We start from the raw sequence: 25453 nt of genomic DNA on the forward strand, positions 1-25453 counted from the left end.
TTATCCATAGAAGGAAATTTTATAGGAATTAACTAGTAATTTTTAAGCACTACCTTAGATATTTTTCAGAGTAGATACACTGATTAGCAAAGAAATCAACTAGTTTAGTACCACGTTTGAGATTACTTATTTTCAGTCAAAGGAATTACTTTTGTTTCCCTAAATTTCCTGCATATAAATCTAGATGAAATGTTCGCCAAAACCTATTATCAACAATGGTGTTGGCAATTTTGTTGGGTAGGTGCGCGTAGGTAAAATTCCCTTTGGCAAAAGTTTTTTGGGAGAGCGATCGCACAATAACTGCCAAATGTTACGGTTTGCAACGTATAATGAGAATCGACAAAACCATTAAGAAATATTGAAGGGCATTAGGGTTAAATGCGAGTAGCGATCGCGGGTGCTGGTCTAGCAGGACTTTCCTGCGCGAAATATCTCACGGACGCAGGTCATACTCCCATTGTCTTGGAAAGCCGGGACGTACTGGGTGGTCTGGTTGCGGCGTGGAAAGACTCTGACGGCGACTGGTACGAAACCGGGTTACACGCCTTCTTTGGGGCATATCCGAATATGCTCCAAATGCTCAAGGAGTTGGGCATTGAAGATAGACTCCAGTGGAAAGAGCATACACTGATTTTCAATCAACCAGACAAGCCTGGAACACTCTCACGTTTTGATGTTCCAGATATTCCATCTCCTTTCAACGTCATTGCATCGATTCTTCGCAACAAAGATATGTTGACTTGGGAACAGAAGATTCGATTTGCAGTTGGACTCCTTCCGGCAGTAGTTAGGGGTCAGAAGTATGTCGAAGAGATGGATAAGTACAGCTTCTTAGAGTGGTTGAAAAGGCAAGGTGTTGACGAGCGGGTAACTAGTGACGTTTTTATCGCCGCGTGTAAAGCACTTACCTTTATCAATCCTGATGAAGTTTCGTCAACGATTCTCCTAACTGCACTGAATCGCTTTTTGCAAGAACGATATGGCTCCAAGATTGCATTTTTAGATGGTTCTCCCACAGAACGTCTATGCAGCCCAATCGTCGATTACATCACAGAACGCGGTGGAGAAGTGCGGTTGAATGCTCCCTTGAAAGAGATTTTGCTCAACGCCGATGGCACGGTAAAAGGATACTTGATTCGAGGGTTGAATGGAGCAGAAGATGAAGTTATCACAGCAGATGCTTATGTATCTGCCATGTCGGTTGACCCCTTGAAGGTCATGTTGCCTAAACCTTGGAAGCTTATAGAGTTTTTCCAGAAGCTAGACGGTTTGGAAGGAGTACCAGTGATTAACCTGCATCTGTGGTTTGACCGGAAACTTACAGAAATTGATCACTTGCTTTTTTCGCGATCGCCCCTCCTAAGCGTTTATGCTGATATGAGCAATACCTGCCGTGAATACGCCAACCCCAATCGCTCAATGCTGGAATTAGTTCTAGCTCCGGCAAAAGATTGGATTGCCAAATCTGATGAGGAGATTGTGGCTGCAACGCTTGCTGAATTGGAAAAACTTTTCCCCGATCACTTTGGGGGAGACAATCCAGCAACATTGCTAAAATCTCATGTGGTGAAAACGCCGCGTTCAGTTTACAAAGCGACACCTGGCCGCCAACAGTACCGCCCCGCACAAGTTACGCCCATTGCCAACTTCTATCTCGCCGGAAGTTATACCATGCAACGCTACTTAGGCAGTATGGAAGGTGCCGTACTTTCTGGTAAGCTGACAGCGCAGGCAATTTCTGAGGCTCTCCCGGTAGCAAATTCCTCAAACCTGCAAACGCTCACCCGACCGCCCGCAACGAATGCTGCAACTGCCTGATTCCCCCCCGCGCATGAAAACGCTGGTCTCTGTAGACGAGTCATACAAACTTTGCCGACATCTCACAGCAAAGTATGCCAAGACTTTTTACCTGGGTACTTTGCTCATGAGTCCGGTAAAACGTCAATCTATTTGGTCAATTTACGCTTGGTGTCGCCGTACAGATGAGTTGGTGGATGGGCCCGCATCTGCTATTACCACGCCAGAAACCCTAGACCTATGGGAACAGCAGCTGGAATCGATTTTTGCGGGACAGCCATTAGAAAATTACGATGTCGCTTTAGTTGATACTCTCCAGCGCTTTCCGATGGACATTCAGCCCTTTCGGGATATGATTGCCGGTCAGCGCATGGATTTATATCGCAGCCGTTATGAAACCTTTGAGGACTTATACCTCTACTGTTACCGCGTTGCTGGCACTGTTGGCTTAATGTCAACAGCAGTTATGGGTGTAGATAGCACCATATACACCGCTCCGTGGCAGCAGAACAAACAACCTTATGTTCCCATAGAAGAAGCGATCGCTTTGGGAATTGCCAATCAACTCACCAACATCCTGCGGGATGTAGGCGAAGATGCCAAACGGGGGCGAATCTACATTCCCCTTGAGGACTTGGAAAAATTCAACTACACCGAGCAAGACTTCTTCAAAGGTGTGGTAGATGATCGTTGGCGGGCGCTGATGTGCTTTCAAATCGAACGGGCCCGCCAATTCTATAGCAAATCCGACCAGGGAATTACTTATTTAGCATCCGATGCTCGTTGGCCTGTGTGGGCAGCATCAATGCTATACGGTCAGATCCTGGAGGTGATTGAACGCAACGATTATGATGTGTTCAGTCAACGGGCTTACGTTCCCCAGTGGAAAAAGTTACGCACTTTGCCCCTGGCTTGGATGCGATCGCAAGTCCTTTAAAAAATTAGTCATTTGTCCCTAATCCTTAGTCCTTAGTGTTTCATAAATAACTAACGGCTAATGACAAATGACTATTGACTCCCCCAAACAAATCTGATAACATAGATATTCGTGAGTCATGGAGAGGTGGCTGAGTGGTCGAAAGCGGCAGATTGCTAATCTGTTGTACGGCAGGCAACTCCGTACCGAGGGTTCGAATCCCTCCCTCTCCGTTTTCCAGTTTTTGATAAATACTTTTGATACACAGACTATGTTCTGTGTCGAAAAATAATACTAATCTAGTGTAAATATTTCTACTCCCAAAGATGGATGATATGATTTATCTTTTGGAGTCCTGATAAGATAAAGCTAATTTAAAAATCTAGTTTGAATCTTACTTTTAGGCTCCTAAATATCTGAGGAGTCAAAGTTACTTATGAAAAAGATTAGCGCCGCCTTAACCTTCAGTATAGCTACCCTAGCAATTGGGTTCCTAGTTGGGGCTTGTGGTGATAATAGTACCCCCAATGGCACAGCTAACACAGGAAATACCGCTACTCCAGCAGCAAACTCAACTACTACAAGCACTGCTCAAGGGCTAAAAATTGGTTCTCTACTACCGACAACAGGCGATTTAGCTTCTGTTGGACAACAAATGTTAGGTTCTGTCCCTTTACTTGTTGATACCGTCAACGCCTGCGGTGGGGTGAATGGCGAACCAGTTACCTTGGTGCAAGTAGACGACCAAACCGACCCTAGAGCGGGTGCAGCCGGTATGACCAAACTAGCAACTTTAGATAAAGTAGCAGGTGTAGTTGGTTCCTTTGCTAGTAGCGTTTCTAGTGCAGCAGTCTCCATTGCCACACCGAATAAAGTCATGCTGGTTTCCCCTGGTAGTACCAGTCCTGTCTTTACTGAAAAGGCCCAAAAAGGCGACTATAAAGGCTTTTGGGCGCGTACTGCTCCCCCTGATACTTACCAAGCACTAGCTTTAGCTCAACTTGCCAATAAAAAAGGTTTTAAGCGAGTTTCTACAGTCGTAATTAATAACGACTATGGCGTTGGCTTTGAAAAGGCATTTGTGCAAACTTTTGAAAAATTGGGTGGAACCATCGTTAATAAAGATAAGCCTGTCCGCTATGACCCGAAAGCCCAAACATTTGATACAGAAGCGGCGGCTGCTTTTGCTGGTAAACCAGATGCAGTCCTAGCTGTACTGTATGCTGAAACTGGTAGTTTGTTCCTGAAAGCAGCCTATCAGCAAGGTGTGACGAAGGGAGTGCAAATTTTACTGACAGATGGAGTTAAATCACCTACTTTTCCTGAACAAGTTGGCAAAGATGGTGATAAGTATATTTTAACCGGAGCGATCGGTACAGTACCTGGTTCTGATGGTAAAGCACTAGAAGCTTTTAACAAGCTGTGGAAGGATAAAAAGGGTGGTGCGCCAGGAGAATACGCTCCTCAAGCTTGGGATGCGGCTGCTTTATTGACGTTGGCTGCACAAGCTGCTAAACAAAATACAGGTGTTGGTATAGCTAGCAAAATCCGTGAAGTGGCTGATGGGCCTGGTACGGAAGTTACCGATGTCTGCGAAGGATTAAAGTTGCTTAAAGATGGTAAAAAGATTAACTATCAAGGAGCCAGTGGCAACGTAGATGTTGATGCTAACGGCGATGTAGTCGGTGTTTATGATGTTTGGACAGTAGGAGACGATGGGAAAATCAAGGTAATTGATAAAGTTACCCCCAAATAGAAAATTAGGAGAGACGCGATTAATCGCGTCTGTACAGGAGTTATCAGTGAAACATTACTAACTCATAACTCCTAACTCTTAAAAGCCAGTGAAGTTGTAACCAACTCCTAACAATAAGCCTATATCAGTTTGATCAAAAAATCCGGCATTTACAGCAGCCGTTGCAGTGAATTGAGGAGTTAGAGGCACATCAATACCACCAGTTACCAAAAAGGCTAATTGCGAATCATTACCAGTTTTGTAAGCTCCACCCACTCCAACGTAAGGTGCGATCGCTAACGGTTCGCTAAAAGCATCTGCTGGCTTGAAGGCAAAATCATAGGTGACAGGAAGTAAAATTGTGGTGTTGTCCCCAAATACAGCTGAGGGTCGCACCGATATAGCATTTGTCAGTCCGATTTTGCTGACTACCGCGAAGTTACCGTCACCCAAAGATGTATCACCACCACTTAAACCAATGTTAGCAGCGATGCCAATATAACTGCTGCCACCACGAGTAGTTCTACCTAAATCAATATCCGATTGCGCCACTTTAGTAGCAGATGGTTGAGAACTAGTTTGAGAAGTAGTTTGAGGAGTCGGTTCTACAAACTCAGAGGTAAGTGTTGCAGATGAGGTTGCTACTGTACCTGGAATGGGTGTAGGCGTTACATTGGCGTTTTCTTGTATCGCAGGGTTTGAGAACTGCTGTACTTTAGCTAAATTTGTTGCTGTAAATGTTTCAATTGTTTCTGTAGAGAGATTTTGGCTTACAGTGTCTAGTTCTGTACTAAACTTGTTGGGAGACGCTACGGTTGCGGAAGGGTCAGTTAATGTTTGACTATTCACCTTGTCAACTGTCTGGGCACTTACGGATAAGCCGCTACTCAGGACTGTAAGAGCAGCTATACTTGGCAAGCAAAAAACACCTTTACGAAAAAAAATAGTATTCACGTTCACTCCTAAAACAACATTGCCACGAAAAATAAAAGGTTTTGTTGATTAAAGTCAACAAATTCGGGCAATACTCAAAATTTAACATCAAAAAATTGGTTTTTCCATTCTGACTTACTGGATTTATCTAGTTAATATTTACTATCAAAAAATTAAATACCATATTCTAAATATCTAGAATTTGGCAGATGACAAAAATTATTTTTGCTTTAGGCAAAGAGTCTATTTTTTAAGGAGTTCATTCGGATTGCGAAAACTTTTAACAAAAAACTGAGCTTATATCAACACCTAGCTATCTTAGTTTTTGTTCTAACTCCGTAGTACAAGAAAAAAGGAGAATTTCAAGTAACCACTATAAAAGAAGGACTTCCCGTAGCCTACGGTTGGTGTATTTCTGTCATACTGCACTAGAAATTGCGCTTTGTAACAAAAAAAATCGATTATGAAGTTATATTACGAAGCTTGCAAAAATATTTAGAAATTGTCTACAAGGCAAACATAGTTCTAACGTAGAACCTATTAGGAGAGACTTGAGGCAAATGTGATGAGCGGAAATAATACTCAAAAATATCGGTTTGTCTGTACCCTGACTTTCGGTGACATATACGGTCAAATAATTGTTTGGCTAATTACGATTACCCTAAGTTTGGCTTCAGCCTTGGCACTCATGGGTGCCAAGCGACCTGTCTATGCTTTAGCAACAGCAGGTCTTGTCGTTCTGTTATCGCTACCGTTCTTGTTGTTTGCATTTGTCACTACCTTGTTAAATCATATAGAAGTTAGTCCTGTAGGCCCGGGAACCAAAATGGAACCTATACCAGGTAATGTGTCTCAGCAACAACCTGTAGAAGCAACTAGTTAAAGAGTTATAAGTTAGGGGACGCGATTAATCGCGTCTATACAGGAGTTAGGAGTCACTCTATCTGTTTCAATAATTCTTCATTTTTAACTTTTTACTCCTAATTTCAAAATTTGCAATCGTATCCCTGTCATTTATAGGCAGGGAATTTTTTTGGAGAAGTGCTACTGTTACAAAGCACACCTGATTAATCACATCTTTACAATAGAACAGCAGTGGTTTGCAGTCGGAGACTAATTATGCTGGAACACGATGTGATTATTGTCGGGGGCGGATTGGCGGGATGTCGCGCTGCTGTAGAAATTGCCCGCACTGACCCTAATTTAAATATTGCTGTGGTTGCTAAAACCCACCCAATTCGATCGCACTCGGTGGCGGCTCAAGGTGGTATGGCTGCATCGCTAAAAAATGTTGATTCAGAAGATACTTGGCAAGCACATGCTTTTGATACTGTCAAGGGTTCTGATTACTTGGCAGACCAAGATGCTGTGGCAATTCTCACCCAAGAAGCGCCAGATGTGGTAATTGATTTGGAACACATGGGTGTTTTGTTCTCTCGCTTATCTGATGGGCGCATTGCTCAACGGGCTTTTGGCGGACATTCCCATAACCGCACTTGTTACGCGGCTGATAAGACTGGTCACGCGATTTTGCATGAATTGGTTAACAACCTGCGGCGTTATGGGGTGCAAGTTTATGAAGAATGGTATGTGATGCGTCTCATTTTGGAAGAAAATGAGGCGAAGGGTGTGGTAATGTTCCATCTTTTGGATGGACGTATAGAGGTGGTGCGAGCCAAGGCGGTGATGTTTGCCACAGGGGGCTATGGTCGCGTTTATAACACCACCTCTAATGATTACGCTTCTTCAGGTGATGGTTTGGCAATGACTGCGATCGCAGGTTTGCCCCTGGAAGATATGGAATTTGTCCAATTTCATCCCACTGGCTTATATCCGGTAGGGGTACTGATTTCAGAAGCGGTACGGGGTGAAGGGGCGTATCTAATTAACAGTGAAGGCGATCGCTTTATGGCGAACTATGCACCCAGTCGCATGGAACTGGCTCCTCGTGATATTACCTCACGAGCGATCGCTTACGAAATTCGCGCAGGTCGTGGTATTCATCTCAATGGTAGTGCTGGTGGCCCCTTTGTCTATCTCGATCTCCGCCACATGGGCAAAGAAAAAATTATGAGTCGCGTTCCCTTCTGTTGGGAAGAAGCACACCGTTTGGTAGGTGTTGACGCGGTAACTCAACCGATGCCAGTCCGTCCGACAATTCACTATTGTATGGGTGGTATCCCAGTTAATACTGATGGGCAAGTCCGCAGTAGTGGTGATGGTTTAGTTGATGCTTTCTTTGCTGCTGGCGAAACATCTTGTGTTTCCGTACATGGTGCTAATCGCTTGGGGAGTAATTCTCTGCTGGAATGTGTCGTTTATGGCAAGAGAACTGGGGCTGCGATCGCCCAATTTGTGCAAAAACGTAAGTTGCCCTCTGTGGATGAGCAACGCTACGTAACAGAAGCCCAGCAACAAATTCAAGCTTTGTTAGAACAACCAGGAAAGTATCGTATTAACCAAGTCCGTCAAGCCTTCCAGGATTGTATGACTGATTACTGCGGTGTTTTTCGCACTGAGGCATTAATGAGTGAAGGGTTACATAAATTAGAAGAAATACAACAAAAATATCCACAAATTTATTTAGATGACAAAGGTAGTTGCTGGAATACGGAACTTGTGGAAGCTTTAGAATTGCGAAGTTTGATGGTAGTGGGACAGACTATTTTAGCATCAGCGCTGAATCGTCAAGAAAGCCGTGGCGCTCATTTCCGCGAAGATTATTCCGAACGAGATGATGCTAACTTCCTCAAACACACAATGGCTTACTATTCACCAGCCGGAATTGACATTCAATATCGACCGGTGGCGATTACTATGTTTGAGCCAAAAGAGCGGAAATATTAGCCAAAAGTAAATTTATGCGAGAAATCGAGGGGACTACAAAAATTTTGTCCGCCTCGATTAAAAATATGAAATAATTAAGTTATTAATCAGAACTTAGTTGTTTCTGAATCACAGCTATTATCTTTTCTTCCCAAGCCGGATCATTTAATTGTATTGCAGCATCACGATTACGAGATTTTCGTCTATCCATGTAAGCATAAAAGGCTTCCTTATCATCCTTGTGGGCAAGAAAGTAACTCTTTAGCTCTTGGTTGCTCATTGCTGTATAGTTTACCTGATTCATGGTTCTATACTACCATCTGGCTTAATTTCTAGCTCTATTCCTTCATCTTGCCCAGTTAATATAAATATATTGAGCGATCGCTCATCTAATCGCACGATGTGAATTGGCTGAAACATCACATTTGTAAGTTGAGGCTTAGATAAATAGGCTAGGTGAAACCTTAAAGTAATCACCAAGCATTTTGGCTTGTGCTTTGCTAATAGAACGTTTACCATTAACAACCTCAGATACCACACCGCTTGATCCAATAACGCCTACCAAATCAGCTTGACGGGTTCCGCTTGCTTCCATGATGTGTTGAAGTATCTCATGAGGTACAGATAAATCCATCGGGTAGTTCTGTGTTTCATATAGTTCAATCAGCTTCACCAGCAATTTATGTAGAACTCGCTGCTCTGGAGTGCGATTTTTCGCAAAGGTTAGACGCTCTACCACTGTCAACACACGTTCATATTCTTCTTCCGTCTCAATTACCTTGGGAGCAACTTCAGCTACTAGATTGCGATAAGCAGTTTCGTCAAAAGTAAAAGTCATTTTTCCATTTGCCTTTATTGTATTCAGTATGTGTAAGAAAGTATTTGTAGTAAACTACCTGGTCTTCATAATCAATACCGACAATTAGGCGATAGTCATTACCCTTTATATTGAAAACAGTGAAGTTTCCAACTGCTTCAGCATCCTTGTAAATCTTACGAACGTCCTCTAAGTTCTGCCATTCCGTTTTCTTCACAGTTGCATACCAGTTGTTAATCTGTTTCTTGACATCGGGATACTGAGCGGTATCAGCGCGAAGGGTGCGAATTGCAATTAAATGCATCTGTTTCTAGCTTTTTTGCCATATATTTTCAATGCAAAATCAATTACTCTTATAATCTCTCAAAATGAGAGCAAAAAATCAAGAGTACTTATTTGGATTGCGGGTTAGTTCAGGCTAATCCAGCATTGAAAAAGGTGGTGACAATGATGGCTCACTGGTGTGAGATCCTAGAAACAGTCAATGGAGGCTGAACACAATGGAACAACATCACAAGCCAACGGTTATAATCACAGGTGCATCTTCGGGGGTCGGTTTGTATGCTGCCAAGGCTCTTGCTGAAAGAGGATGGTATGTAGTAATGGCCTGTAGAGATATAGCGAAGGCTCAACTTGCAGCTCAATCTTTGGGAATCCCCCACCAGGGTAGTTACACTATCATGCATATCGATCTCGGCTCTTTGGATAGCGTTCGACAATTTGTGAATAACTTTCGAGCAAGCGGTCACTCCCTAGACGCTTTGGTGTGCAATGCTGCAATTTATATGCCCTTAATAAAGCAGCCTTTACGCAGTCCAGAAGGTTACGAGTTAACTGTCACCACAAATCACCTCGGACATTTCCTTTTGTGCAACCTAATGCTTGAGGATCTCAAGAAATCATCTTCACAGCCAAGGCTCGTGATTTTGGGAACTGTGACTCACAATCCAGATGAACTGGGTGGGAAGATTCCGCCGCGTCCTGACTTGGGCGATTTGCAAGGCTTTGCACAAGGATTTAAAGAGCCAATCTCGATGATTGATGGCAAGAAGTTTGAACCCGTCAAAGCTTACAAAGACAGCAAGGTTTGCAACGTGCTGACTATGCGGGAACTGCATCGGCGCTATCACGAGTCAACTGGTATAGCCTTCAGCTCTCTCTATCCGGGATGTGTTGCAGAAACGCCGCTATTTAGAAACCACTATCCTCTATTTCAGAAAATCTTCCCTTTATTCCAAAAGTACATCACTGGAGGATATGTGTCTCAAGAGTTGGCAGGAGAACGGGTTGCTGCGGTAGTTGCCGATCCTGAGTACAATCAATCTGGTGCTTATTGGAGTTGGGGAAATCGTCAGAAGAAAGATGGCAAGTCCTTTGTTCAAAAAGTCTCTCCTCAAGCCCGCGATGATGAAAAAGGCGAGCGCATGTGGGAACTAAGCGTTAAATTGGTTGGACTAGCATGATCGAACAGGATGCAATAATTTGATTTTTACTTGATAATGACCTCTAAAGGTGAGGTGAGTGATGGCAAGAATAAAACGTAGAGTTGGAGATGGTTTTGGTTTACCGTTCCACTCAATGCTGATAAATCAATAAAACATCGCAAAATTTACATACTAGAACGCGAGACTACATCTCTGAGAAAATTAATACCTCCCAATTCTTAGAATCCGTAAGGTGCGTTACATTCTGTTAACGCACCGATGTTAATCGTAAAGATATGCGAGAAATTATCTAACCATTTCTAATGGAAACTGCCATGTCTTCCCTAAAGGCGCATTCCCAAACGCTATATGACACGGATTACTTGCAATGGATACAAACGACTGTGAAAAAATTGCAAAGTCACGACTATGCGAACGTGGACTGGGAAAATCTCATCGAAGAAATTGCCGACATGGGAAGGAGTGAGCGTCGGAGCCTCAAGAGTAATCTGATTGTAATTCTGGTGCATTTGCTCAAATGGCAATTTCAGCCTGAAAAGAGAAGCGGTAGCTGGGAAGGAAGCATCATTGAACATCGTAGACGTGTCAAAGAAGCTCTAGATGATTCGCCTAGCCTCAAATCCTATCTTGAGAGCATCTTTATAGAGTGTTATGCACAAGCAGTTAAGCAAGCAAAAGCTGAAACTGGTTTGTCAATAGAATCCTTTCCTGTGGTGTGTCCATATCAGCTACCAGAAGTCACAAATGATGAGTTCTTACCTCAGTAAGTGCTGAATCAGGCTTATGTGCGCTTCGTTCTCTGTACAGTTATACCTCTGGATTTCCTACTCTTGACTTCTACCTGTAAAAAATGTATACTTAATCTGCATAGAAGGGGAGTAGCTAGCTGGCAAAAAACATAAAAGCCAGTACATCTGAATCAACATACTGGCGATGAGCCTGGTTCAGGTGGCGAATAATAAATATTTGAAAGCGAGACCTTCACTAAGTTCACACCGAAAAGTGTAAACTTGGTGAGGTCTTTTGGTTCTCATCAAGCTTCACATCGGTCAACGATTTTTCAGGAGCTTGAGAGAGTGTTAACAGCTTTTACCGCAGGTCTATTATTAATTACAGTTTCCGAATTAGGCGATAAAACATTTTTTATTGCTGTTATTTTGGCAATGCACCACTCGCGGCGGCTTGTATTTATAGGCGTGACAGCTGCTTTAGCGGCGATGACAATCCTTTCGGTGCTATTTGGACAAGCGGTATCTTTGTTGCCAAAAAGTTATATTCATTACGCCGAAATAGCTTTGTTTATTGCTTTTGGTCTCAAGCTGTTATATGACGCTAGTAAGATGTCCTCGGCTGCTTGTGATACAGAAGTTGTAGAAGAAGCCGAAGCTGCGGTGAAAAAAGCAGATTTGGAGTTACCAAAGCAAAAGACTTCCTTGGCAATTATTATAGAAGCCTTTGTGTTGACATTTATGGCAGAGTGGGGCGATCGCACCCAAATTGCCACCATTGCCCTAGCCGCAGGTAATAATCCCATTGGAGTGACAATAGGGGCAATTTTAGGACATGCCATTTGTGCTGCGATCGCAGTTATTGGCGGCAAAATGATTGCCGGACGAATTTCTGAGCGTCAACTCACCTTAATTGGCGGATGCCTGTTTCTAGTTTTTGGTGTCGTTGCTGCCATTGAGGGAGCGTGAGGGGATTGAAGTAGGGAGGCAGAGAGTAGGGGAGAAATCAATTCAAAATTCAAAATTCAAAATGAAAGAACTTCTGCCCCATGCCCCATGCCCCTATTTCGGAGTACTTTTCAATGGAGGGGCGGGAGATGCAGCAGGATTAGGGAGGGGGGAAACCGTTGCTGCATTCTTAATTTCGTCTTTGTACTGAGCAGGTGCTAAAGCTGCGGCGTTATCAAATAAAAGTTTTGCATCTGCGTCTTTGCCCTGTTGCTTTAAGAGCATCGCTTTGGCCACAACAGGACGAAAATCCTTAGGATCTTTCTTAATTGCTTGGTCATATACAGAGCTAGCTTGAGCATAGCGTTTCTGGGAAGCGTGAACAGAACCTAACAACACCTGCACGGCTACTGTATCTACACTTCCAGGCTGAATTTTATTCGCCTGAGCTGCGTTAGAGAGGGTTTCTTGCAGCAAACCAATGGCTGCTTCCGGGCGTTGCTGACTGATTAACAAAGCCACCATTCCTTGCAAAGCTTTCAAATCGCCTGGTTTCGTCTCCAAAATCGAGCGATAAGCTTGAGCTGCTCCTTCGCGATCGCCAATTTGTTGTTTGGCTTGAGCCAGTAGCACTGAATATTCTGATTGTTCGGGATTCAGCTTGGCTAGCTTTTCTAAAGGTTCAATGACAACTTGGATATCAGCTGGTTTAACCTCACTTTTTTCTTTTTGACTCAGTAATTGTAGCCGCGCTTGTAATAAGCCTTTAAGCGCAGTCTGATTTTCTGGTTCTCTTTGCAAAACCAGTTCATAACCCCGTACTTCGTCTTCCAGTTTTGATTTTTGTTCAGCAGAGGTCAAAGTGCCTCTAGTGCTAGCAGTATTCTGGTTTGAGGGTGGCGTATTATTAAATGCTCCAATTATGGGAATCACCGAAACACCCACAAAAGCAAGAATTGCCAGCGCCAAGACGATTTGAACTATCCAACGATTGCGCGGTTGAGACACAGTTTTGTCTTTCTCCTAAATTTTAATGACATTATCATTTACACAAATCGTAAAGTTAAAAATTTCCAAAACTTTGCGGAATACCGTCAATTGCCTGTGAATTTTATAACAATTAACTATTTACACTGCTAAAGTAAGTGATGACTTTAGGAGGAGCCATCAGAATTGTAGCTATGATATGCTTCCGAAACTAGTGTAAAGGCGCTAAATTACACGTTTAGTGTTTACACACTCAATTTAGCGTCTTTAGTATTGTTATAGAGTACCCTAGTGTGACTTTGTTAAAAGCAAATATACTTTCATCAGTCGCACAAATGCTCTTTCCAGCTGCCTTTGTAAAATCCCACAATGGGATGTGTCTCCGCCGCAAGGAGTTTTTATGAATTCCGACCTGATGCCGTTGCCTGAATCCTCCAATTCTTCTGCCTCTAACCAGGGCCCAACTAACATAGATGCAGCCGCTAATGTTCATATAGCAGCCAAGTCCTCTAAGCCTGAAAATTCGCCTGTTAACCCCATTGAGACTGATTCAAATGGGAACTTAATCAATCGACAGCAACCAATTCCGCCTCCTAGTGAGCCGATGCAATATCGAGCGATCGGGTTGGTCAGGGGTCGCTATCATGCTAGCAGCGAACAATTTACTCAAGGTACGCTGCTAACCACAGATGGTGTAGAACTCAATGCCGTCCTCCTAGGCCGGATTATGAGCTTAGTCAAGAATCATCTAGACTTAGAAAAAGAACACTTGTGGGTAGTATATCCACGTACAAGACAAGAGAATGATACCTTGCACATCCAAATCGTCGGAGTTTGGGAGCCAGAAAATCTGGCAAAAAACTCAACAGATGAAGACGAGTCAGACTTGGAGTTGCAAGAGTTACAGACACCCGATGATGGCTTATCCGAAAACTCTGAACTAAGTACAATTCCCTCATCAGAAGTTGCAGATGGTGGTTTTTCTGTTCGTGGTGAGGTAGTATACCAATCTTTTGATGCTAAGAGCTTGGTAGTCAAAATTAGACAGGCTGCACGCAAACCAACTGAGAAACCCAAGTATTTTAAATTGAAATTAAGGGGTGTGCTGACCACCAAAGCAGTAGGAAAGTTCTGGGACTTCCAAGCCAAGCGAGAAGCTGACGTTTTGATAGTAGAAAAAGCTGAGGCGATCGCTGACTTGCCCAAAAAACGCAAACCACCATTCAAAGGTGGCCCTCGTGCTGGCGGTGGCGGTGGTGCTGGTGGTAGAAAACCATTCCCCCCCAGACGCAGTGGCGAAACCCCACGTCCTATCAAGAAAACAGGTGTAGGCGGCGACACCTCTGTGGTGTCAAAACCTATACCAAAAATGCCCGTTCCTAAGCCCATCAAGCGACCGAAACCGACTCAAGAGTAAGGGAATAGGGCATGGGAAAGAGGACTTGGGGACAAGGAGAATTGGGGACAAGGGGAAAGACTTGTTGGAAGCTCTAAACTTTTGTCCCCTTGTCCCCTTGTCCCCTGTGCTCCCCTGCCTCCCCTGCTCACCCTACTCCCCAGTCCCCAATATCAAAAATCCGTCCGTCGGTCTTGGGGTAGAAAAGATCGCTCCATCGGAATTGGAGAAACTGGTTCTGTCAGGGTAAACGTACCTGCTTCGATCCACTTTTTCAACTCTAGGGCGACTTGCCTAGAAAAAAACAAACTCGCTAAGGGGGCAGAGCGTACAGCTTTGCCCTCAATAGTGATCCGTCCAGATTTGAGTTGGGCGTAACTCACTAAACCAAAGGTGGGACGGACACGCCGGGGAATGGAAAAATCCACTATTGGGGCTACTAAGTCTTGATCTTGGACGGCGCAGTGTTCAACTACTTGTTCATTTAATACAGGTAGTGGTACACCAACGCCTAACATCAATGAGGGGCCATAACTTTTGAAGTAACATCCCCGCACCCAGTGAGCATCCATTTGCTTGGCATCACCAATTAAAGCTAAAGTGGCGGAAGGCCCAATCGGTGTACGATTAGCTAAACGCTTTTGTAAAGGGAAATGCTGAGTGCCTTCCCAAGCAACATAGCCAATACCACCACCTAAAAAAATTCGAGTACCTATACCAACGAGTTGTAAATCGGGATCGTTGAGTAAGGGGGAAATAGCACCGGGGTTAGAGTAAACGGCATTTCCCAGACGTGGTTGTAAAGGGCCGAGATAGGTGAAGAGGGAGCGATCGCCACCATTTACCCCAACAATAAAATTTTGATAAAGATTGCGCGGATTGAATAAATAAAACTGATTAATCGTTTCATTAGTAATTGTAGTTTCAAAATTTGCTCTGGGATAACAATCTGTTACTTGTCCTTGTGCTTTTACATGTATAGGTTTACCAGCGATCAAATCCTCGATTACATGACCGCCGCCCCGTTCTCTAACTTCTTCCCCGTCCGTCGTCTCCACAGCAGAACTCGCACCCAAATATAAATCAACTGCACCAAAACCAGAGTATGCTGGCACACCATCTAACCAGCACCGGCGAATTTTTATCGGGGGGTCAGTGTGTCCGAGATTGATAATTGCACCACTTGATTCCATCGGCTCAAATGTGCCAGTGGTAATTACATCAACTTCTTTAGCTGCTTTAATAACACCGATTTCTACAACTCGTGCTTTTAATTCTTCAGTTGTCAACACTACCGCACGTTGGCGGCTGATTTTCTCATTAATTTCTGCAATTGTTCGCATTTTATCAGTGCTAGCGCTTCATGCTGTCTTCCTTTTTGAAGGATATCTTGATAAATCACAAACTCTTGCATAATTTATTCTCAAAATATTTGTCACCAATCTCTGCGCGACAGCTTACCCCGGATAGGGTTAAAATTCCCAAAAAAGTAATTCAAGTACTGCAAAGTCCAAATCATATATTTTTTGGAGACTGCACGCTACCTGTGTCCGAAATATTTTTTATGCCTGAACTGATACCGTTGATGAAATATTGCTTAACTCAGTTTCTGTAAATGCACTCGTAAGGGTTTTCTCGCCAGATGCTCATTGATTTGGCACGATTTTTGCACAAGAGTATTGTGACCTCTCCATAGCTCACAAAATATCACTAGAGACTTATGCAAAAACAGCGAAAACCGAGTAATAAGAGTTTGCGATCGCTTGATTACTTGAATGTATTTCTCGCAGATGTGCGCGATGGTGTTGGGCCATATCTGAGTATTTATCTGAAAGCCTCAGCAAATTGGAACCCGGCTCAAATTGGATTGGCGATGTCAGCTTCGGCAATTGCCACAGTTATTGCTCAAACACCAGCTGGTGCATTGGTTGACAGGCTACGTCAAAAACGGATGTTGATTGTACTGGCGGCTGTGTTTGTTTCTATCGGCTCTATTGCTATGGGCTTGTTCCCCAACTTGCCTGTTGTCATTGGCTCTCAGATTATGATTGGGATTGCTGCTGCAATTTTCCCACCTGCGATTGCTGCTATTACTCTGGGACTCGTAGGACATGAGAGATTAGATAGGCGAGTAGGTCGTAATGAAACATTTAACCATACAGGAAATCTGCTAGCTGCTACTCTCGCTGGTTTAGTAGGTTACTTTATTGCCCGCAAGGCAATATTTTTCTTGGTTGCAGCTATGGCTGTGGGCAGTATTATTTCAGTGAGGATGATTCGTGAAAGAGAGATTGACCACGAATTAGCGCGTGGAGATAGAGAAGAGGGTGAGGAGGAAGCTAAAGAAGAACATCAACAGCATCATGAAGGCATATTGCAATTATTGAGCGATCGCCGAATCTTATTCTTTAGTATTGCAGTAGTTTTGTTTCACTTTGCCAATGCTGCTATGTTACCGCTAGTTGGTCAAGAATTGGCACAGGGTAAAGGGACAAGTGACACAGTTTATATGTCTGCTTGTATCATTGTGGCTCAATTAGTGATGATTCCAGTATCTAACTTGGCTGGGCGTTTCGCACATACAGCCCGAAAACCTATATTTTTGCTGGGCTTTGCCGTCTTACCGATTCGAGGAGTGCTGTATACGTTTTCGGGCAATCCCTATTTTCTCGTTTCTGTGCAAATTCTGGATGGTATTGCAGGGGGGATTTTTGGTGTGCTTTCCGTGTTAATGGTAGCTGATTTGACTAAAGGCACGGGACGCTTTAATGTTACCCAAGGAATGCTCAACACTGCTATTGGCATTGGTGCGGGTTTGAGCAACGTGCTAGCTGGATTTGTGGTTAAAAGTGCTGGTTACAATGTTGGTTTTTTGATTTTAGCAGCGATCGCAGTTGTGGCTTTAGCAGTTTTTTGGTTCTGTGTACCTGAGACAAAAACAGGAGTTAATAGAAAAGCATCACCTCAAACCGCTTAGGGCAGTCATTAATTATTAGTCATTAGTCATTAGTCACTTGTACTGAGCGTAGTCGAAGTATTAGTCCTTAGTCATTAGTCCAAAATAAACCCGTTCACTCCTTAACATGGTTTGAATTAGTCTCATAAAAGACAAAGTTTTTCCACCCACAAGAGGCGAGGTATGCACTAAAATCCAATGACAAATGACCAATGACAAATGACAAATGACCAATGACTACTTAATCAAAAGCATCTAGCAAAATCATGATTGTTTTCAGATACATCATCATTGGACTGACTTATATCGGTTTGGGTTTAGGATATCTCCCTGGTTTGCGGATGAACCGAGCTAGTATTGCTTTAGTTGGTGCATCTTTGCTGATGGCATTCGGGGTATTAGACCTCAAAGAAGCATGGCAAGCGATAGACTATAAAACGCTGATTTTCCTGTTTGGCATGATGGTAATCAGCACAAACTTAGCTTACGCTGGTTTTTTTCAACTAACCCTTGATACAGTTACACACTTCACCCGCAGCCCTCTAGGTTTGCTAATTGTTTTAACTTTTGGCAGTGGAATTCTCTCCGCTTTTTTTCTGAATGATACCATCGCTCTAATTTTGACTCCTTTGGTTCTCGGTTTAACCCAAACTTTGAACCTCAATCCGATTCCTTACTTACTTGCCTTAGCGGGAGCAACTAATTTGGGTTCAGTAGCTACCTTAAGTGGTAATCCGCAAAATATTTTGATTGGTTCCTTCTCTGGTATCAGCTATCTCGATTTTGCGAAAGCATTGACTCCCATCGCATTAGTAAGTTTGTTAATCCAAATTGGGTTATTGTGGTGGCTTTATCCTGATGTTCGTTCTACTAAGTCTTGTTTGAGTGTAACCCCCGTGCGTTACCGCATATTTAAACCGTTGCTTACTAAAAGCCTATTGATAACAGGAGGACTATTAATTGCATTTTTAATTGGGATACCTCCAGCCCAAGCAACACTTGTAGCTGCTGGTTTACTGTTCATTACTAGGCGAATTAAACCGCAACGAGTTTTAAATAAAGTTGATTGGGATTTACTGGTGATGTTCTCTGGGCTATTTATTGTGACTGCTGGAGTAGAAAAATTAGGCATATTAAATTTATTTAGCGGTTTAGTTTATAATCCCTTGAGCATATTAGGAATTACTGCTCTGCTTTCAAATTTAGTTTCTAATGTTCCAGCAGTATTATTACTACAACATTTAATTCCCCATCCAGACACGAAAACTTGGTTACTATTAGCCGCAGGATCTACTTTAGCTGGTAATCTAACTTTGTTAGGTTCAGTTGCTAATTTAATTGTTGCTGAGGCTGTTGCAAAACTTGGTTATCAATTGTCATTCTGGGAACATCTGCGTTTTGGTCTACCGCTAACTGTCGTGACTCTCATTCTGGCTTATTTTTGGATTTAGTTATTTGTCATTGGTCATTGGTCATTTGTCATTTGTCAACAATCAAACTTAAAATTTCAGGCTCAAAGGTGCAACGTTCAGAGGATGTCTGAAAACTTTTTGGTGTTGTATTTGAGACTTGTAGATCCCCCTAAATCCCCCTTAAAAAGGGGGACTTTGATTCCGGTTCCCCCCTTAAAAAGGCAGGGCTGTTTCATTCCATTTCAAACAGGATTTGTCAAGATGGTTAGCGAGAAAATTGTAAGTAAGGGCGACGATGAGATGAACTTTTAAGCACTTAAATATCAGTAAAATAGTTCATTTTCTCGGCACGCTGGTAACAAAATAACTAATTTTTCTTTGCTAGAACCCTTGATTTTTAAAGCTCTTTGGGGAATGAAACAGCCCTGCCTTAGGGGGGCTAGGGGGGATCAAGCGAAATATTTAATACTTCTCAGACATCCTCTCAGGTTCAAAGGTGCAACGTTCACCTTCAAAGGCGCAACTTCCAGGCTCAAAGGCTCAATGTTCAGGTTCAAAGGTGCAACGTTCACCTTCAAAGACGCAACTTCGAGGCTCAAAGGTGCAACTTTCACCTTCAAAGGCGCAACGTTCAGGCTCAAAGGCTCAATGTTCACCTTCAAAGGCGCAACTTTCAGGTTCAAAGGCGCAACGTTCAGGTTCAAAGGTGCAACTTCGAGGCTCAAAGCCGCAACGTTCACCTTCAAAGGCTCAACGTTCAGGTTCAAAGGCGCAACGTTCACCTTCAAAGGCTCAACTTTGATAATTCAAGAGACTTCCTTGCTTTTTGGATCTTGCTTCCCATCTTTTTATCAGTCAACTTACGCTGATGTGATGACTTTATTCCGGCAATTTTACGGTATTTTGTGACTGTTCTGCGAGTGATTGGCAGAGAAAATTGGATTTTCAAAAGCTGGGCTAATTCCTCATCAGTATGAGGATTGGCGGGTGATTCTTCTGCAATTAACTGTAATAGCATCTGTTGGATTTGTTGAGGAGTACGTCCACCTACTCCTACAGGAACACATAGTGAATGCAACGGAATTATCCGACTGGGTTGATTGCAAACTAATATATACCGTCCCCGCACAATCCGACTGACTGTAGAGTTACTAAGTCCTACTGATTGAGCTACTAATTGCTGAGGGGTAGATACTAAGTCTAATTTATCCCGACTCTGCAAAAAAGCTTGCTGTCGCTCAACTAAAAATTTCCCAACTTTGAGCAGATTTTCTTGCCATTGTTGCAAAGCTGTGAGTAAATTTCTTGCTTTTTGCAATAATGCTTCTAGTTGTTGGGTATCTCGCCTTGTTTTTGGTGATTCCTGTAAAAGTTTAATGGCTTCGGAATTCAGACAAAAACGTTGTTTGACTTCATAAGCTAAAGAAATTTGCCAACTTTCAGCGATTAGCTCAACTTTTAAATCGGGGGTGACGATGGGAGCATCGCTACCACCGAAGTTTCTGGCGGGACGGGGTTCTAATTCTTGAATCTTTTGAATAGCATCGTTGATTTTATTGATGTCAACATCAAGATTTTGGTGATTTCGACACAATTTTTGTAATAGCGCTTGAAAATTTTGCTTTGACTCTGAAGAATTACCAACACAATTTGCTATGTCTTCTAAATAATTTTGAACTAGTAGAAAAGTTAGACTTTCAGGGTGGTCTTTAAGTTGTATTAACAGACATTCTTGCAGGGTTCGTGTACCAATTCCTGGTGGATCTAAACTTTGCAGTAGAGGCACAACAGCTTGTAATTCTTTTGCACTCCAGATACTATCATCTGCCCACACTTCTGGAGTTTCTTCTAAGTAACCTGAATTTGATAACCACTGAGTTAGATAGATTAAGGCTTCACGTTGTTTGTATGGTATTGGCAAAGCTGATATTTGTCCAATAAGATGCTCGCTTAAACTTAATTCCTGGGCGATGGGACTATACCAATTAGGTAGAATATCATCTAAAAGTGCTTCGTTGGTATGGAAATCAGAATTTTCTATTATAAATGGATTGTGTTTACATTCTTCTCGAAGATGGTCGAATATTCGTTTACCATCCCACGGTAAGAAGCGAACTAAATACTGTAGAGTTGGGTAAATAACAGTTTGAGTTTCTAGATGGGTTTCTAATGTAGATGCTGAGTTTAAAGAATTCATTAGTTAGGAATTAAGAGTTAAGAGTTAGGAGTTTTATCTCGTTCCCATGCTCTGCATGGGAATGCTCATCTATAGGCTCTGCCTATAGTCCAAGGAGGCGCTTGGCAGAGTCAAGGAACGAGAAAACGAGAAGTTGAAAGTTTTGCTATAAATTCCATTGTTTCTTTTTTTGCTCAAAGCTTTCAACAGAAATTCCTAATACTTTGTGGGGTTCTTGGGGATAAAGTGCTAAAGCATGGCGGATAAAGTTTATTTCTAACTGAGCGATCGCTTGTTCTAAGTTCAAATTCATCTGATATTTTTGATTAAAAATGAGATGTTCTGAAAGAATGGTTCTTCCTCCAGAAAAAACTGCTGCTCTCTCTAAAGTATTTTGCAGTTCTCGCACATTCCCCGGCCAAGCGTAATCTCTGAGTTTTTCTAGGGCGGTTGAGGTAATTGCTAAATTTTTAATTCCATTTCTGAGAGCAATAGAACTTAAAAAATGTTGGGTAAGTTGTTCTAAATCTTCGGGGCGATCGCGCAAAGGTGGTAGTTCAATTCGTACTACATTAAAGCGATAGTAAAGGTCTTCTCGAAACTGATTCAGGCGTACCAATTGTTCTAAATTCCGATTGGTGGCAGCTAAAATGCGGACATCTACAGTTTTGGTTTGGTTACTACCCAAGCGCTCGAAGGATTTATCTTGTAATACTCGCAACAATTTCCCTTGAATTATCTGGCTCAATTCTCCGACTTCATCCAGAAAAATTGTGCCGCCATTGGCTTGTTCAAAGCGACCAATTCGCAAGTGATTCGCTCCAGTAAAGGCTCCTTTTTCGTGACCAAATAATTCTGCTTCTAATAAATGTTCTGGGAGGGCTGCACAGTTAACTTTTACTAAAGGGCCACGACTGCGAGGGCTAGCATTATGCAGTGTGGAAGCGACCAATTCTTTGCCTGTACCTGATTCGCCGACAATCAAAACTGTGGTGTTTCCTTGGGCAAGTCTGCCAATAAGTTTAAAAACTTCTGCCATTTTAAGCGATCGCCCCAACAATTCTTCTGGCTGTCCGAGATTTTGGATATTTGCTTCACCAATTTGCTCGGCGGATGCTTGGGAATGAGCTAAAGCTTTTTGCGCCAAGTTGACTAAATCTTCTAAATCGAAGGGTTTAGTTAAATAATCATAAGCTCCCAATTGCATCGCTTCAATGGCTGTACGACTTGTTCCATAAGCTGTCATCACAATTACTGGCAATTCAAACAACGTTTTGCTACCTAAAGCCTTCAGAACAGCATTACCCTGAGTTTTGGGCATTTTTAAATCTAGAAACACCAAGTCAGGACGAGATGTAGCATCTTGTTGAATCATCTTCAGTCCTTGCTCTCCGTCTCCCGCCTCTATTACGTCGTGGCCTTCATCTTTTAAAATCTGCGCCATCGCCTGACGCAAAGCTTTTTCATCATCAATAATCAAAATCTTAGCCATCGTTGTGATTCTTCGGTAAGTAAACGCTAAAAACGGTGCAACCCGGTTGAGATTTCAAATCAATATGCCCTCCGTGTCGGGTGACAATCTCGTGGCTAATTGCTAAACCTAAACCTGTTCCTTGGGGTTTTGTGGAATAAAAAGGATCGAAAATGCGATCGCGTTCTTCTGGTGCTAAACCTGCGCCAGTGTCTTTTACCCAAGTCACTAAGTAATCTTGCTCTTGGCTGATACCAACTTCAACTTCGCTTTCTGGTGGACTTGCTTGGATGGCATTTAAGATTAAGTTAATCATCACCTGTCCTAACTCTCGGTGGCGTAGTGGTACTTGGGGCAAAGGTTCAGCAGCAGAGCGATAAAAAAGGGTTACTCCCTGTTCTTCGGCTTTGAGACGTAATAGAGAAACTGATTCAAAAGCGATCGCTTCTAGGGAAGTTGTTACCATTTCTTCTTGCTGATTTTGGTCAAAATACAATAGCCGTCGCACCAACATCTCTAAACGGTCTACTTGTTCTAGTAAACTAGCGATCGGTAAAGTCGTAATTCCCTGCTTTTTTAATTGCCGTTCTGTATATTGCAAATTGAGGCGCATACTAGCTAAGGGATTACGGACTTCATGAGCTACCCCCGCCACCAATTGTCCCAGAGAAGCCAAGCGCTCAACTCGGTGCAAGCGTTGCTCTAACTCTTGGCGATGGTATTGCATACTATTAATTGCAGTTCCCAACAGTCCCATTTCTGCGGGTAGCGGCGGAATTAGCGAAGCTTTATCCTCTTCCATTGCTTTAATACTTTGCTGGAGTCGCTGCACTCCCCACTGTAGTTGTAAGGCAATATAAAAAGTCCAAACTCCTACGACTAAAATTCCTAATACTACAAAAACACTTAAAACTTTTTGATTGCTATCTTCTAGATGAGGCATACGTTTCATCGTCCACACTGCTCCCCACAGAGGTAGAGGATCAGCACGCAGTACCAAGAGATCAAGACCGGGGTGCAATACTAATTCCTGGGGTAAACCTTGGCTTGTGGCTCTGCGAGTCAATTGCAAAATTGTGTCTCGTTCAGCAGGAGGAATATCTTTTTTGGGGACAGGGCCCCCGTGGGTAGGATAGGCATAGCCTAAAAGCTGGTCTTGTTGAAGCAGATAAAATCCCCCTTCTACCCTTGGAAAAGAAGTTAGGGCATCGTTTGAAAGTTCCGCCAACAGTTTGCTTGACTGCTCACTTGGCTTTGGTGCTTGCCCAAGGTTTGATTCCCAAAACAGCTTAATTAGTCTGGTGTTAGCAAAAGCTAATTCTCTCTGATTTCTGGTAACAACAGCACCTTCCAGACTTTCAAATAGTTGTACCACTAACCACAAAGCAGCTCCACTTAAACCTAAAAAAAGGATGCTGAGGATTGTTAGCTGTCGCCGGAGTGTCCAACGTTGAGATAACACAATAGGTTTCATGGAATAAGGGTTAGAACTTCTAAAAGTGCAAAAACTATGCCAAATTCCAGTTGCTCATCCAAGAAGGGAATAGGGAATAGGGAACAGAGAATAGGGAACAGGGAACAGTTTTTTCTATTTCCTGTACCTGGAGGGAGTAAAAGATCCCTACAACTATCAAGAAACAAGGTTATGCGTTGGTTTTAAATCCCCATACATTACATTCTGTTCCCTGTTCCCTCTTTAATTTTCATCCTGCCTTACTAGCTAACGAGTGTCTTGTATCTATGGCACGAGTTTTGCACTTCTAAAAGTTCTAGTTAGCAATTAAATTGAATTAAAGCAGATGAATAACTCTAAAGTTCGCATTCCAAAAGAAATTGCTGCCGATGTTTTCGCTCAAGCAGCTCAGTTGTATGCTCAAGAAAATCAGGATTATTCTTTAGAAGAAATTATGCAGGCTGGAGCAGAAGTACAAATTCCTCCAGAAATGATTCAACAAGCAATACAGCAGATTCAAGCCAAGCAAATCCGAGAGCGCGATCGCCAACGCAAGTTAAAGTTAATTTTAACTAGTGGCGGCATCGGAGCCGCGATCGCACTTTTCGGTTTTTGGACGTACAATACTGTTGCTAGTAATGCTACACCAAGCGGGCGATCGCTAGAAGCTAATCTCCCAAGTGCCAATTTAGCCAATGCTAATCCTCTAGATATTCCCCCAGCACCCCCACCAGAATTACCCCCCACAGCCGGAACCACTTTCAATGGAGAGGTAAAACAGTATCTTCTCAACCCTGAAGGTAAGGTGGATGGGCTATTACTCAATAATGGGCTACAGGTGAAATTTCCTCCCCAGATGGCGGACAGTTTAGTGGGGATAATTACCCCAAACACGAAAGTGAGCATTTTTGGCGATCCTGGCTTTTCCACTCGCTTCGGACAGGAAGTGAGAGCCAAAAGCATCACCAATTCTCAAACTGGACAGACTTTAGTCGAACAACCTCCCACAATAGCCCCCCAAACCCCCAACTTAAACAACTACAGTACTTTATCTGCGGAGGGAACTGCTCAGAATTGGTTGGTGGGACATCGAGGAGAAATTAACGGCGTTATTATTTCTAATGGCACTATTGTCAAGTTCCCGCCCCATGTAGGCGAACAGCTAACCAGTATGGCGAACATAGGAAACACAATTCACGCCAAAGGATTCGGCACTCGCAATCGTTACGGCCAGATTTTAGAAGCTACAGCATTGTCAGTTAATGGGCAATCTGTATCTTTGCAACCAAAAGCTATCATCGATCCGTAATACCATTAACAAAAATCTTTGCAACAGATGAATCTACTGTCGGGGCGTTTAGCTTGACAAAGTAGTAGTTTTACTTTTGGATATTCAGATGGCTAGCAAAAAATGAGGGTATCGCTAACTTGTTAAGTTGCTAATACCCTCACGTAGA

Annotated in this window: 23 protein-coding genes and 1 tRNA gene; 13 read left to right on the forward strand and 11 right to left on the reverse strand. The window is 42.9% G+C overall.

Annotation, left to right across the window (positions count from 1 at the left end; translation table 11 throughout):
• Positions 1-378 precede the first annotated feature (378 nt).
• The 4 genes from pds (at position 379) to RMZ43_RS06425 (ending at position 4469) form a co-directional block, all read left to right on the forward strand.
• Complete coding sequence (gene pds / locus RMZ43_RS06410) at positions 379-1818, forward strand: 15-cis-phytoene desaturase (RefSeq protein WP_322655179.1); 1440 nt, start codon at positions 379-381, stop codon at positions 1816-1818.
• Positions 1802-2734 (forward strand): 15-cis-phytoene synthase CrtB, encoded by a 933-nt coding sequence (crtB, locus tag RMZ43_RS06415; protein WP_322646178.1) that lies wholly within the window; start codon positions 1802-1804, stop codon positions 2732-2734. The genes pds and crtB overlap by 17 nt, the downstream gene beginning before the upstream one ends.
• A gap of 120 nt (positions 2735-2854) precedes the next feature.
• Positions 2855-2946 (forward strand) — tRNA-Ser (locus tag RMZ43_RS06420).
• 203 nt (positions 2947-3149) lie between these two features.
• A complete protein-coding gene (locus RMZ43_RS06425) occupies positions 3150-4469 on the forward strand; it encodes an ABC transporter substrate-binding protein (protein WP_322646177.1) in 1320 nt (439 codons plus the stop codon).
• Between the two features lie 78 nt (positions 4470-4547).
• On the opposite strand, the gene RMZ43_RS06430 is transcribed toward RMZ43_RS06425, so the two are convergent.
• Complete coding sequence (locus tag RMZ43_RS06430) at positions 4548-5402, reverse strand: hypothetical protein (protein ID WP_322655180.1); 855 nt, start codon at positions 5400-5402, stop codon at positions 4548-4550.
• A gap of 544 nt (positions 5403-5946) precedes the next feature.
• Here RMZ43_RS06430 and RMZ43_RS06435 point away from each other — a divergent pair.
• Both RMZ43_RS06435 and RMZ43_RS06440 read left to right on the forward strand, forming a co-directional pair.
• A complete protein-coding gene (locus RMZ43_RS06435; RefSeq protein ID WP_322655181.1) occupies positions 5947-6264 on the forward strand; it encodes a hypothetical protein in 318 nt (105 codons plus the stop codon).
• 236 nt (positions 6265-6500) lie between these two features.
• Positions 6501-8228: a succinate dehydrogenase/fumarate reductase flavoprotein subunit gene (locus tag RMZ43_RS06440; protein WP_322646175.1), complete on the forward strand. Its 1728-nt coding sequence runs from the start codon at positions 6501-6503 to the stop codon at positions 8226-8228.
• Between the two features lie 82 nt (positions 8229-8310).
• Here the strand turns inward: RMZ43_RS06440 and RMZ43_RS06445 are convergent, their stop codons facing one another.
• From RMZ43_RS06445 to RMZ43_RS06460, 4 genes are read right to left on the reverse strand one after another with little or no spacing between them, the layout of a single operon-like run.
• Positions 8311-8511, reverse strand: coding sequence for a DUF6887 family protein (locus RMZ43_RS06445; RefSeq protein ID WP_322646174.1), 201 nt, complete (start codon positions 8509-8511; stop codon positions 8311-8313).
• Positions 8508-8726, reverse strand: coding sequence for a DUF6888 family protein (locus RMZ43_RS06450; protein ID WP_416212027.1), 219 nt, complete (start codon positions 8724-8726; stop codon positions 8508-8510). The genes RMZ43_RS06445 and RMZ43_RS06450 overlap by 4 nt, the downstream gene beginning before the upstream one ends.
• Positions 8647-9045 carry a helix-turn-helix domain-containing protein gene (locus RMZ43_RS06455; RefSeq protein WP_322646173.1) on the reverse strand — a complete coding sequence of 133 codons (399 nt, stop codon included), beginning with the start codon at positions 9043-9045 and terminating at the stop codon, positions 8647-8649. Before RMZ43_RS06455 ends, RMZ43_RS06450 begins: the two co-directional genes overlap by 80 nt.
• A complete protein-coding gene (locus RMZ43_RS06460) occupies positions 9029-9328 on the reverse strand; it encodes a type II toxin-antitoxin system HigB family toxin (RefSeq protein WP_322646172.1) in 300 nt (99 codons plus the stop codon). The genes RMZ43_RS06455 and RMZ43_RS06460 overlap by 17 nt, the downstream gene beginning before the upstream one ends.
• A gap of 196 nt (positions 9329-9524) precedes the next feature.
• Between RMZ43_RS06460 and RMZ43_RS06465 the strand changes: the two genes are divergently transcribed.
• From RMZ43_RS06465 to RMZ43_RS06475, 3 genes are all read left to right on the forward strand, one after another.
• Positions 9525-10487, forward strand: a complete 963-nt coding sequence (locus RMZ43_RS06465; protein WP_322655182.1) for a protochlorophyllide reductase — start codon at positions 9525-9527, stop codon at positions 10485-10487.
• A 296-nt stretch (positions 10488-10783) separates the two neighbouring features.
• Complete coding sequence (locus RMZ43_RS06470) at positions 10784-11236, forward strand: DUF29 domain-containing protein (protein ID WP_322655183.1); 453 nt, start codon at positions 10784-10786, stop codon at positions 11234-11236.
• 309 nt (positions 11237-11545) lie between these two features.
• Positions 11546-12166 (forward strand): TMEM165/GDT1 family protein, encoded by a 621-nt coding sequence (locus RMZ43_RS06475; protein WP_322646169.1) that lies wholly within the window; start codon positions 11546-11548, stop codon positions 12164-12166.
• A 93-nt stretch (positions 12167-12259) separates the two neighbouring features.
• On the opposite strand, the gene RMZ43_RS06480 is transcribed toward RMZ43_RS06475, so the two are convergent.
• Positions 12260-13153 carry a tetratricopeptide repeat protein gene (locus tag RMZ43_RS06480; RefSeq protein WP_322646168.1) on the reverse strand — a complete coding sequence of 298 codons (894 nt, stop codon included), beginning with the start codon at positions 13151-13153 and terminating at the stop codon, positions 12260-12262.
• Between the two features lie 379 nt (positions 13154-13532).
• Between RMZ43_RS06480 and RMZ43_RS06485 the strand changes: the two genes are divergently transcribed.
• Positions 13533-14549 (forward strand): hypothetical protein, encoded by a 1017-nt coding sequence (locus tag RMZ43_RS06485; RefSeq protein ID WP_322655184.1) that lies wholly within the window; start codon positions 13533-13535, stop codon positions 14547-14549.
• A 152-nt stretch (positions 14550-14701) separates the two neighbouring features.
• On the opposite strand, the gene RMZ43_RS06490 is transcribed toward RMZ43_RS06485, so the two are convergent.
• On the reverse strand, positions 14702-15871 hold the full coding sequence (locus RMZ43_RS06490) for a homocysteine biosynthesis protein (protein WP_322646166.1): 1170 nt from the start codon (positions 15869-15871) through the stop codon (positions 14702-14704).
• A gap of 377 nt (positions 15872-16248) precedes the next feature.
• Between RMZ43_RS06490 and RMZ43_RS06495 the strand changes: the two genes are divergently transcribed.
• Together RMZ43_RS06495 and RMZ43_RS06500 are read left to right on the forward strand one after the other, a co-directional pair.
• Positions 16249-17505: an MFS transporter gene (locus tag RMZ43_RS06495; protein WP_322646165.1), complete on the forward strand. Its 1257-nt coding sequence runs from the start codon at positions 16249-16251 to the stop codon at positions 17503-17505.
• A gap of 245 nt (positions 17506-17750) precedes the next feature.
• The gene (locus RMZ43_RS06500; RefSeq protein WP_322655185.1) at positions 17751-18935 is read left to right on the forward strand and encodes an anion transporter; all 1185 of its coding nucleotides are present in this window, start codon (positions 17751-17753) and stop codon (positions 18933-18935) included.
• 410 nt (positions 18936-19345) lie between these two features.
• On the opposite strand, the gene RMZ43_RS06505 is transcribed toward RMZ43_RS06500, so the two are convergent.
• The 4 genes from RMZ43_RS06505 to RMZ43_RS06520 all read right to left on the reverse strand — a co-directional run bounded on the left by RMZ43_RS06505 (position 19346) and on the right by RMZ43_RS06520 (position 24005).
• Positions 19346-19678: a hypothetical protein gene (locus tag RMZ43_RS06505; protein ID WP_428850699.1), complete on the reverse strand. Its 333-nt coding sequence runs from the start codon at positions 19676-19678 to the stop codon at positions 19346-19348.
• A gap of 2 nt (positions 19679-19680) precedes the next feature.
• Positions 19681-21093 carry an RNA polymerase subunit sigma-54 gene (locus RMZ43_RS06510; protein WP_322655187.1) on the reverse strand — a complete coding sequence of 471 codons (1413 nt, stop codon included), beginning with the start codon at positions 21091-21093 and terminating at the stop codon, positions 19681-19683.
• Positions 21094-21238: 145 nt separating this feature from the next.
• Positions 21239-22564, reverse strand: coding sequence for a sigma-54-dependent transcriptional regulator (locus tag RMZ43_RS06515; protein ID WP_322655188.1), 1326 nt, complete (start codon positions 22562-22564; stop codon positions 21239-21241).
• Positions 22557-24005 (reverse strand): sensor histidine kinase, encoded by a 1449-nt coding sequence (locus RMZ43_RS06520; protein ID WP_428850700.1) that lies wholly within the window; start codon positions 24003-24005, stop codon positions 22557-22559. The genes RMZ43_RS06515 and RMZ43_RS06520 overlap by 8 nt, the downstream gene beginning before the upstream one ends.
• Before the next feature lie 337 nt (positions 24006-24342).
• Here RMZ43_RS06520 and RMZ43_RS06525 point away from each other — a divergent pair, with 337 nt between their 5' ends.
• A complete protein-coding gene (locus RMZ43_RS06525) occupies positions 24343-25305 on the forward strand; it encodes a hypothetical protein (protein WP_322655189.1) in 963 nt (320 codons plus the stop codon).
• Positions 25306-25453: the final 148 nt, after the last annotated feature.

Source organism: Nostoc sp. CmiVER01 (assembly GCF_034531135.2).
Lineage (GTDB): Bacteria > Cyanobacteriota > Cyanobacteriia > Cyanobacteriales > Nostocaceae > Nostoc.

Bases quoted from the DNA above. Each gene is read 5' to 3' on its own strand.
- RMZ43_RS06435 (WP_322655181.1), top strand. From the start codon at position 5,947: ATGAGCGGAAATAATACTCAAAAATATCGGTTTGTCTGTACCCTGACT.
- RMZ43_RS06445 (WP_322646174.1), bottom strand. From the start codon at position 8,511: ATGAATCAGGTAAACTATACAGCAATGAGCAACCAAGAGCTAAAGAGT.
- RMZ43_RS06455 (WP_322646173.1), bottom strand. From the start codon at position 9,045: ATGACTTTTACTTTTGACGAAACTGCTTATCGCAATCTAGTAGCTGAA.
- RMZ43_RS06450 (WP_416212027.1), bottom strand. From the start codon at position 8,726: ATGGTAAACGTTCTATTAGCAAAGCACAAGCCAAAATGCTTGGTGATT.
- RMZ43_RS06425 (WP_322646177.1), top strand. From the start codon at position 3,150: ATGAAAAAGATTAGCGCCGCCTTAACCTTCAGTATAGCTACCCTAGCA.
- RMZ43_RS06470 (WP_322655183.1), top strand. From the start codon at position 10,784: ATGTCTTCCCTAAAGGCGCATTCCCAAACGCTATATGACACGGATTAC.
- RMZ43_RS06500 (WP_322655185.1), top strand. From the start codon at position 17,751: ATGATTGTTTTCAGATACATCATCATTGGACTGACTTATATCGGTTTG.
- RMZ43_RS06485 (WP_322655184.1), top strand. From the start codon at position 13,533: ATGAATTCCGACCTGATGCCGTTGCCTGAATCCTCCAATTCTTCTGCC.
- RMZ43_RS06515 (WP_322655188.1), bottom strand. From the start codon at position 22,564: ATGGCTAAGATTTTGATTATTGATGATGAAAAAGCTTTGCGTCAGGCG.
- RMZ43_RS06495 (WP_322646165.1), top strand. From the start codon at position 16,249: ATGCAAAAACAGCGAAAACCGAGTAATAAGAGTTTGCGATCGCTTGAT.
- RMZ43_RS06465 (WP_322655182.1), top strand. From the start codon at position 9,525: ATGGAACAACATCACAAGCCAACGGTTATAATCACAGGTGCATCTTCG.
- pds (WP_322655179.1), top strand. From the start codon at position 379: ATGCGAGTAGCGATCGCGGGTGCTGGTCTAGCAGGACTTTCCTGCGCG.
- RMZ43_RS06510 (WP_322655187.1), bottom strand. From the start codon at position 21,093: ATGAATTCTTTAAACTCAGCATCTACATTAGAAACCCATCTAGAAACT.
- RMZ43_RS06490 (WP_322646166.1), bottom strand. From the start codon at position 15,871: ATGCGAACAATTGCAGAAATTAATGAGAAAATCAGCCGCCAACGTGCG.
- RMZ43_RS06525 (WP_322655189.1), top strand. From the start codon at position 24,343: ATGAATAACTCTAAAGTTCGCATTCCAAAAGAAATTGCTGCCGATGTT.
- RMZ43_RS06460 (WP_322646172.1), bottom strand. From the start codon at position 9,328: ATGCATTTAATTGCAATTCGCACCCTTCGCGCTGATACCGCTCAGTAT.
- RMZ43_RS06440 (WP_322646175.1), top strand. From the start codon at position 6,501: ATGCTGGAACACGATGTGATTATTGTCGGGGGCGGATTGGCGGGATGT.
- crtB (WP_322646178.1), top strand. From the start codon at position 1,802: ATGCTGCAACTGCCTGATTCCCCCCCGCGCATGAAAACGCTGGTCTCT.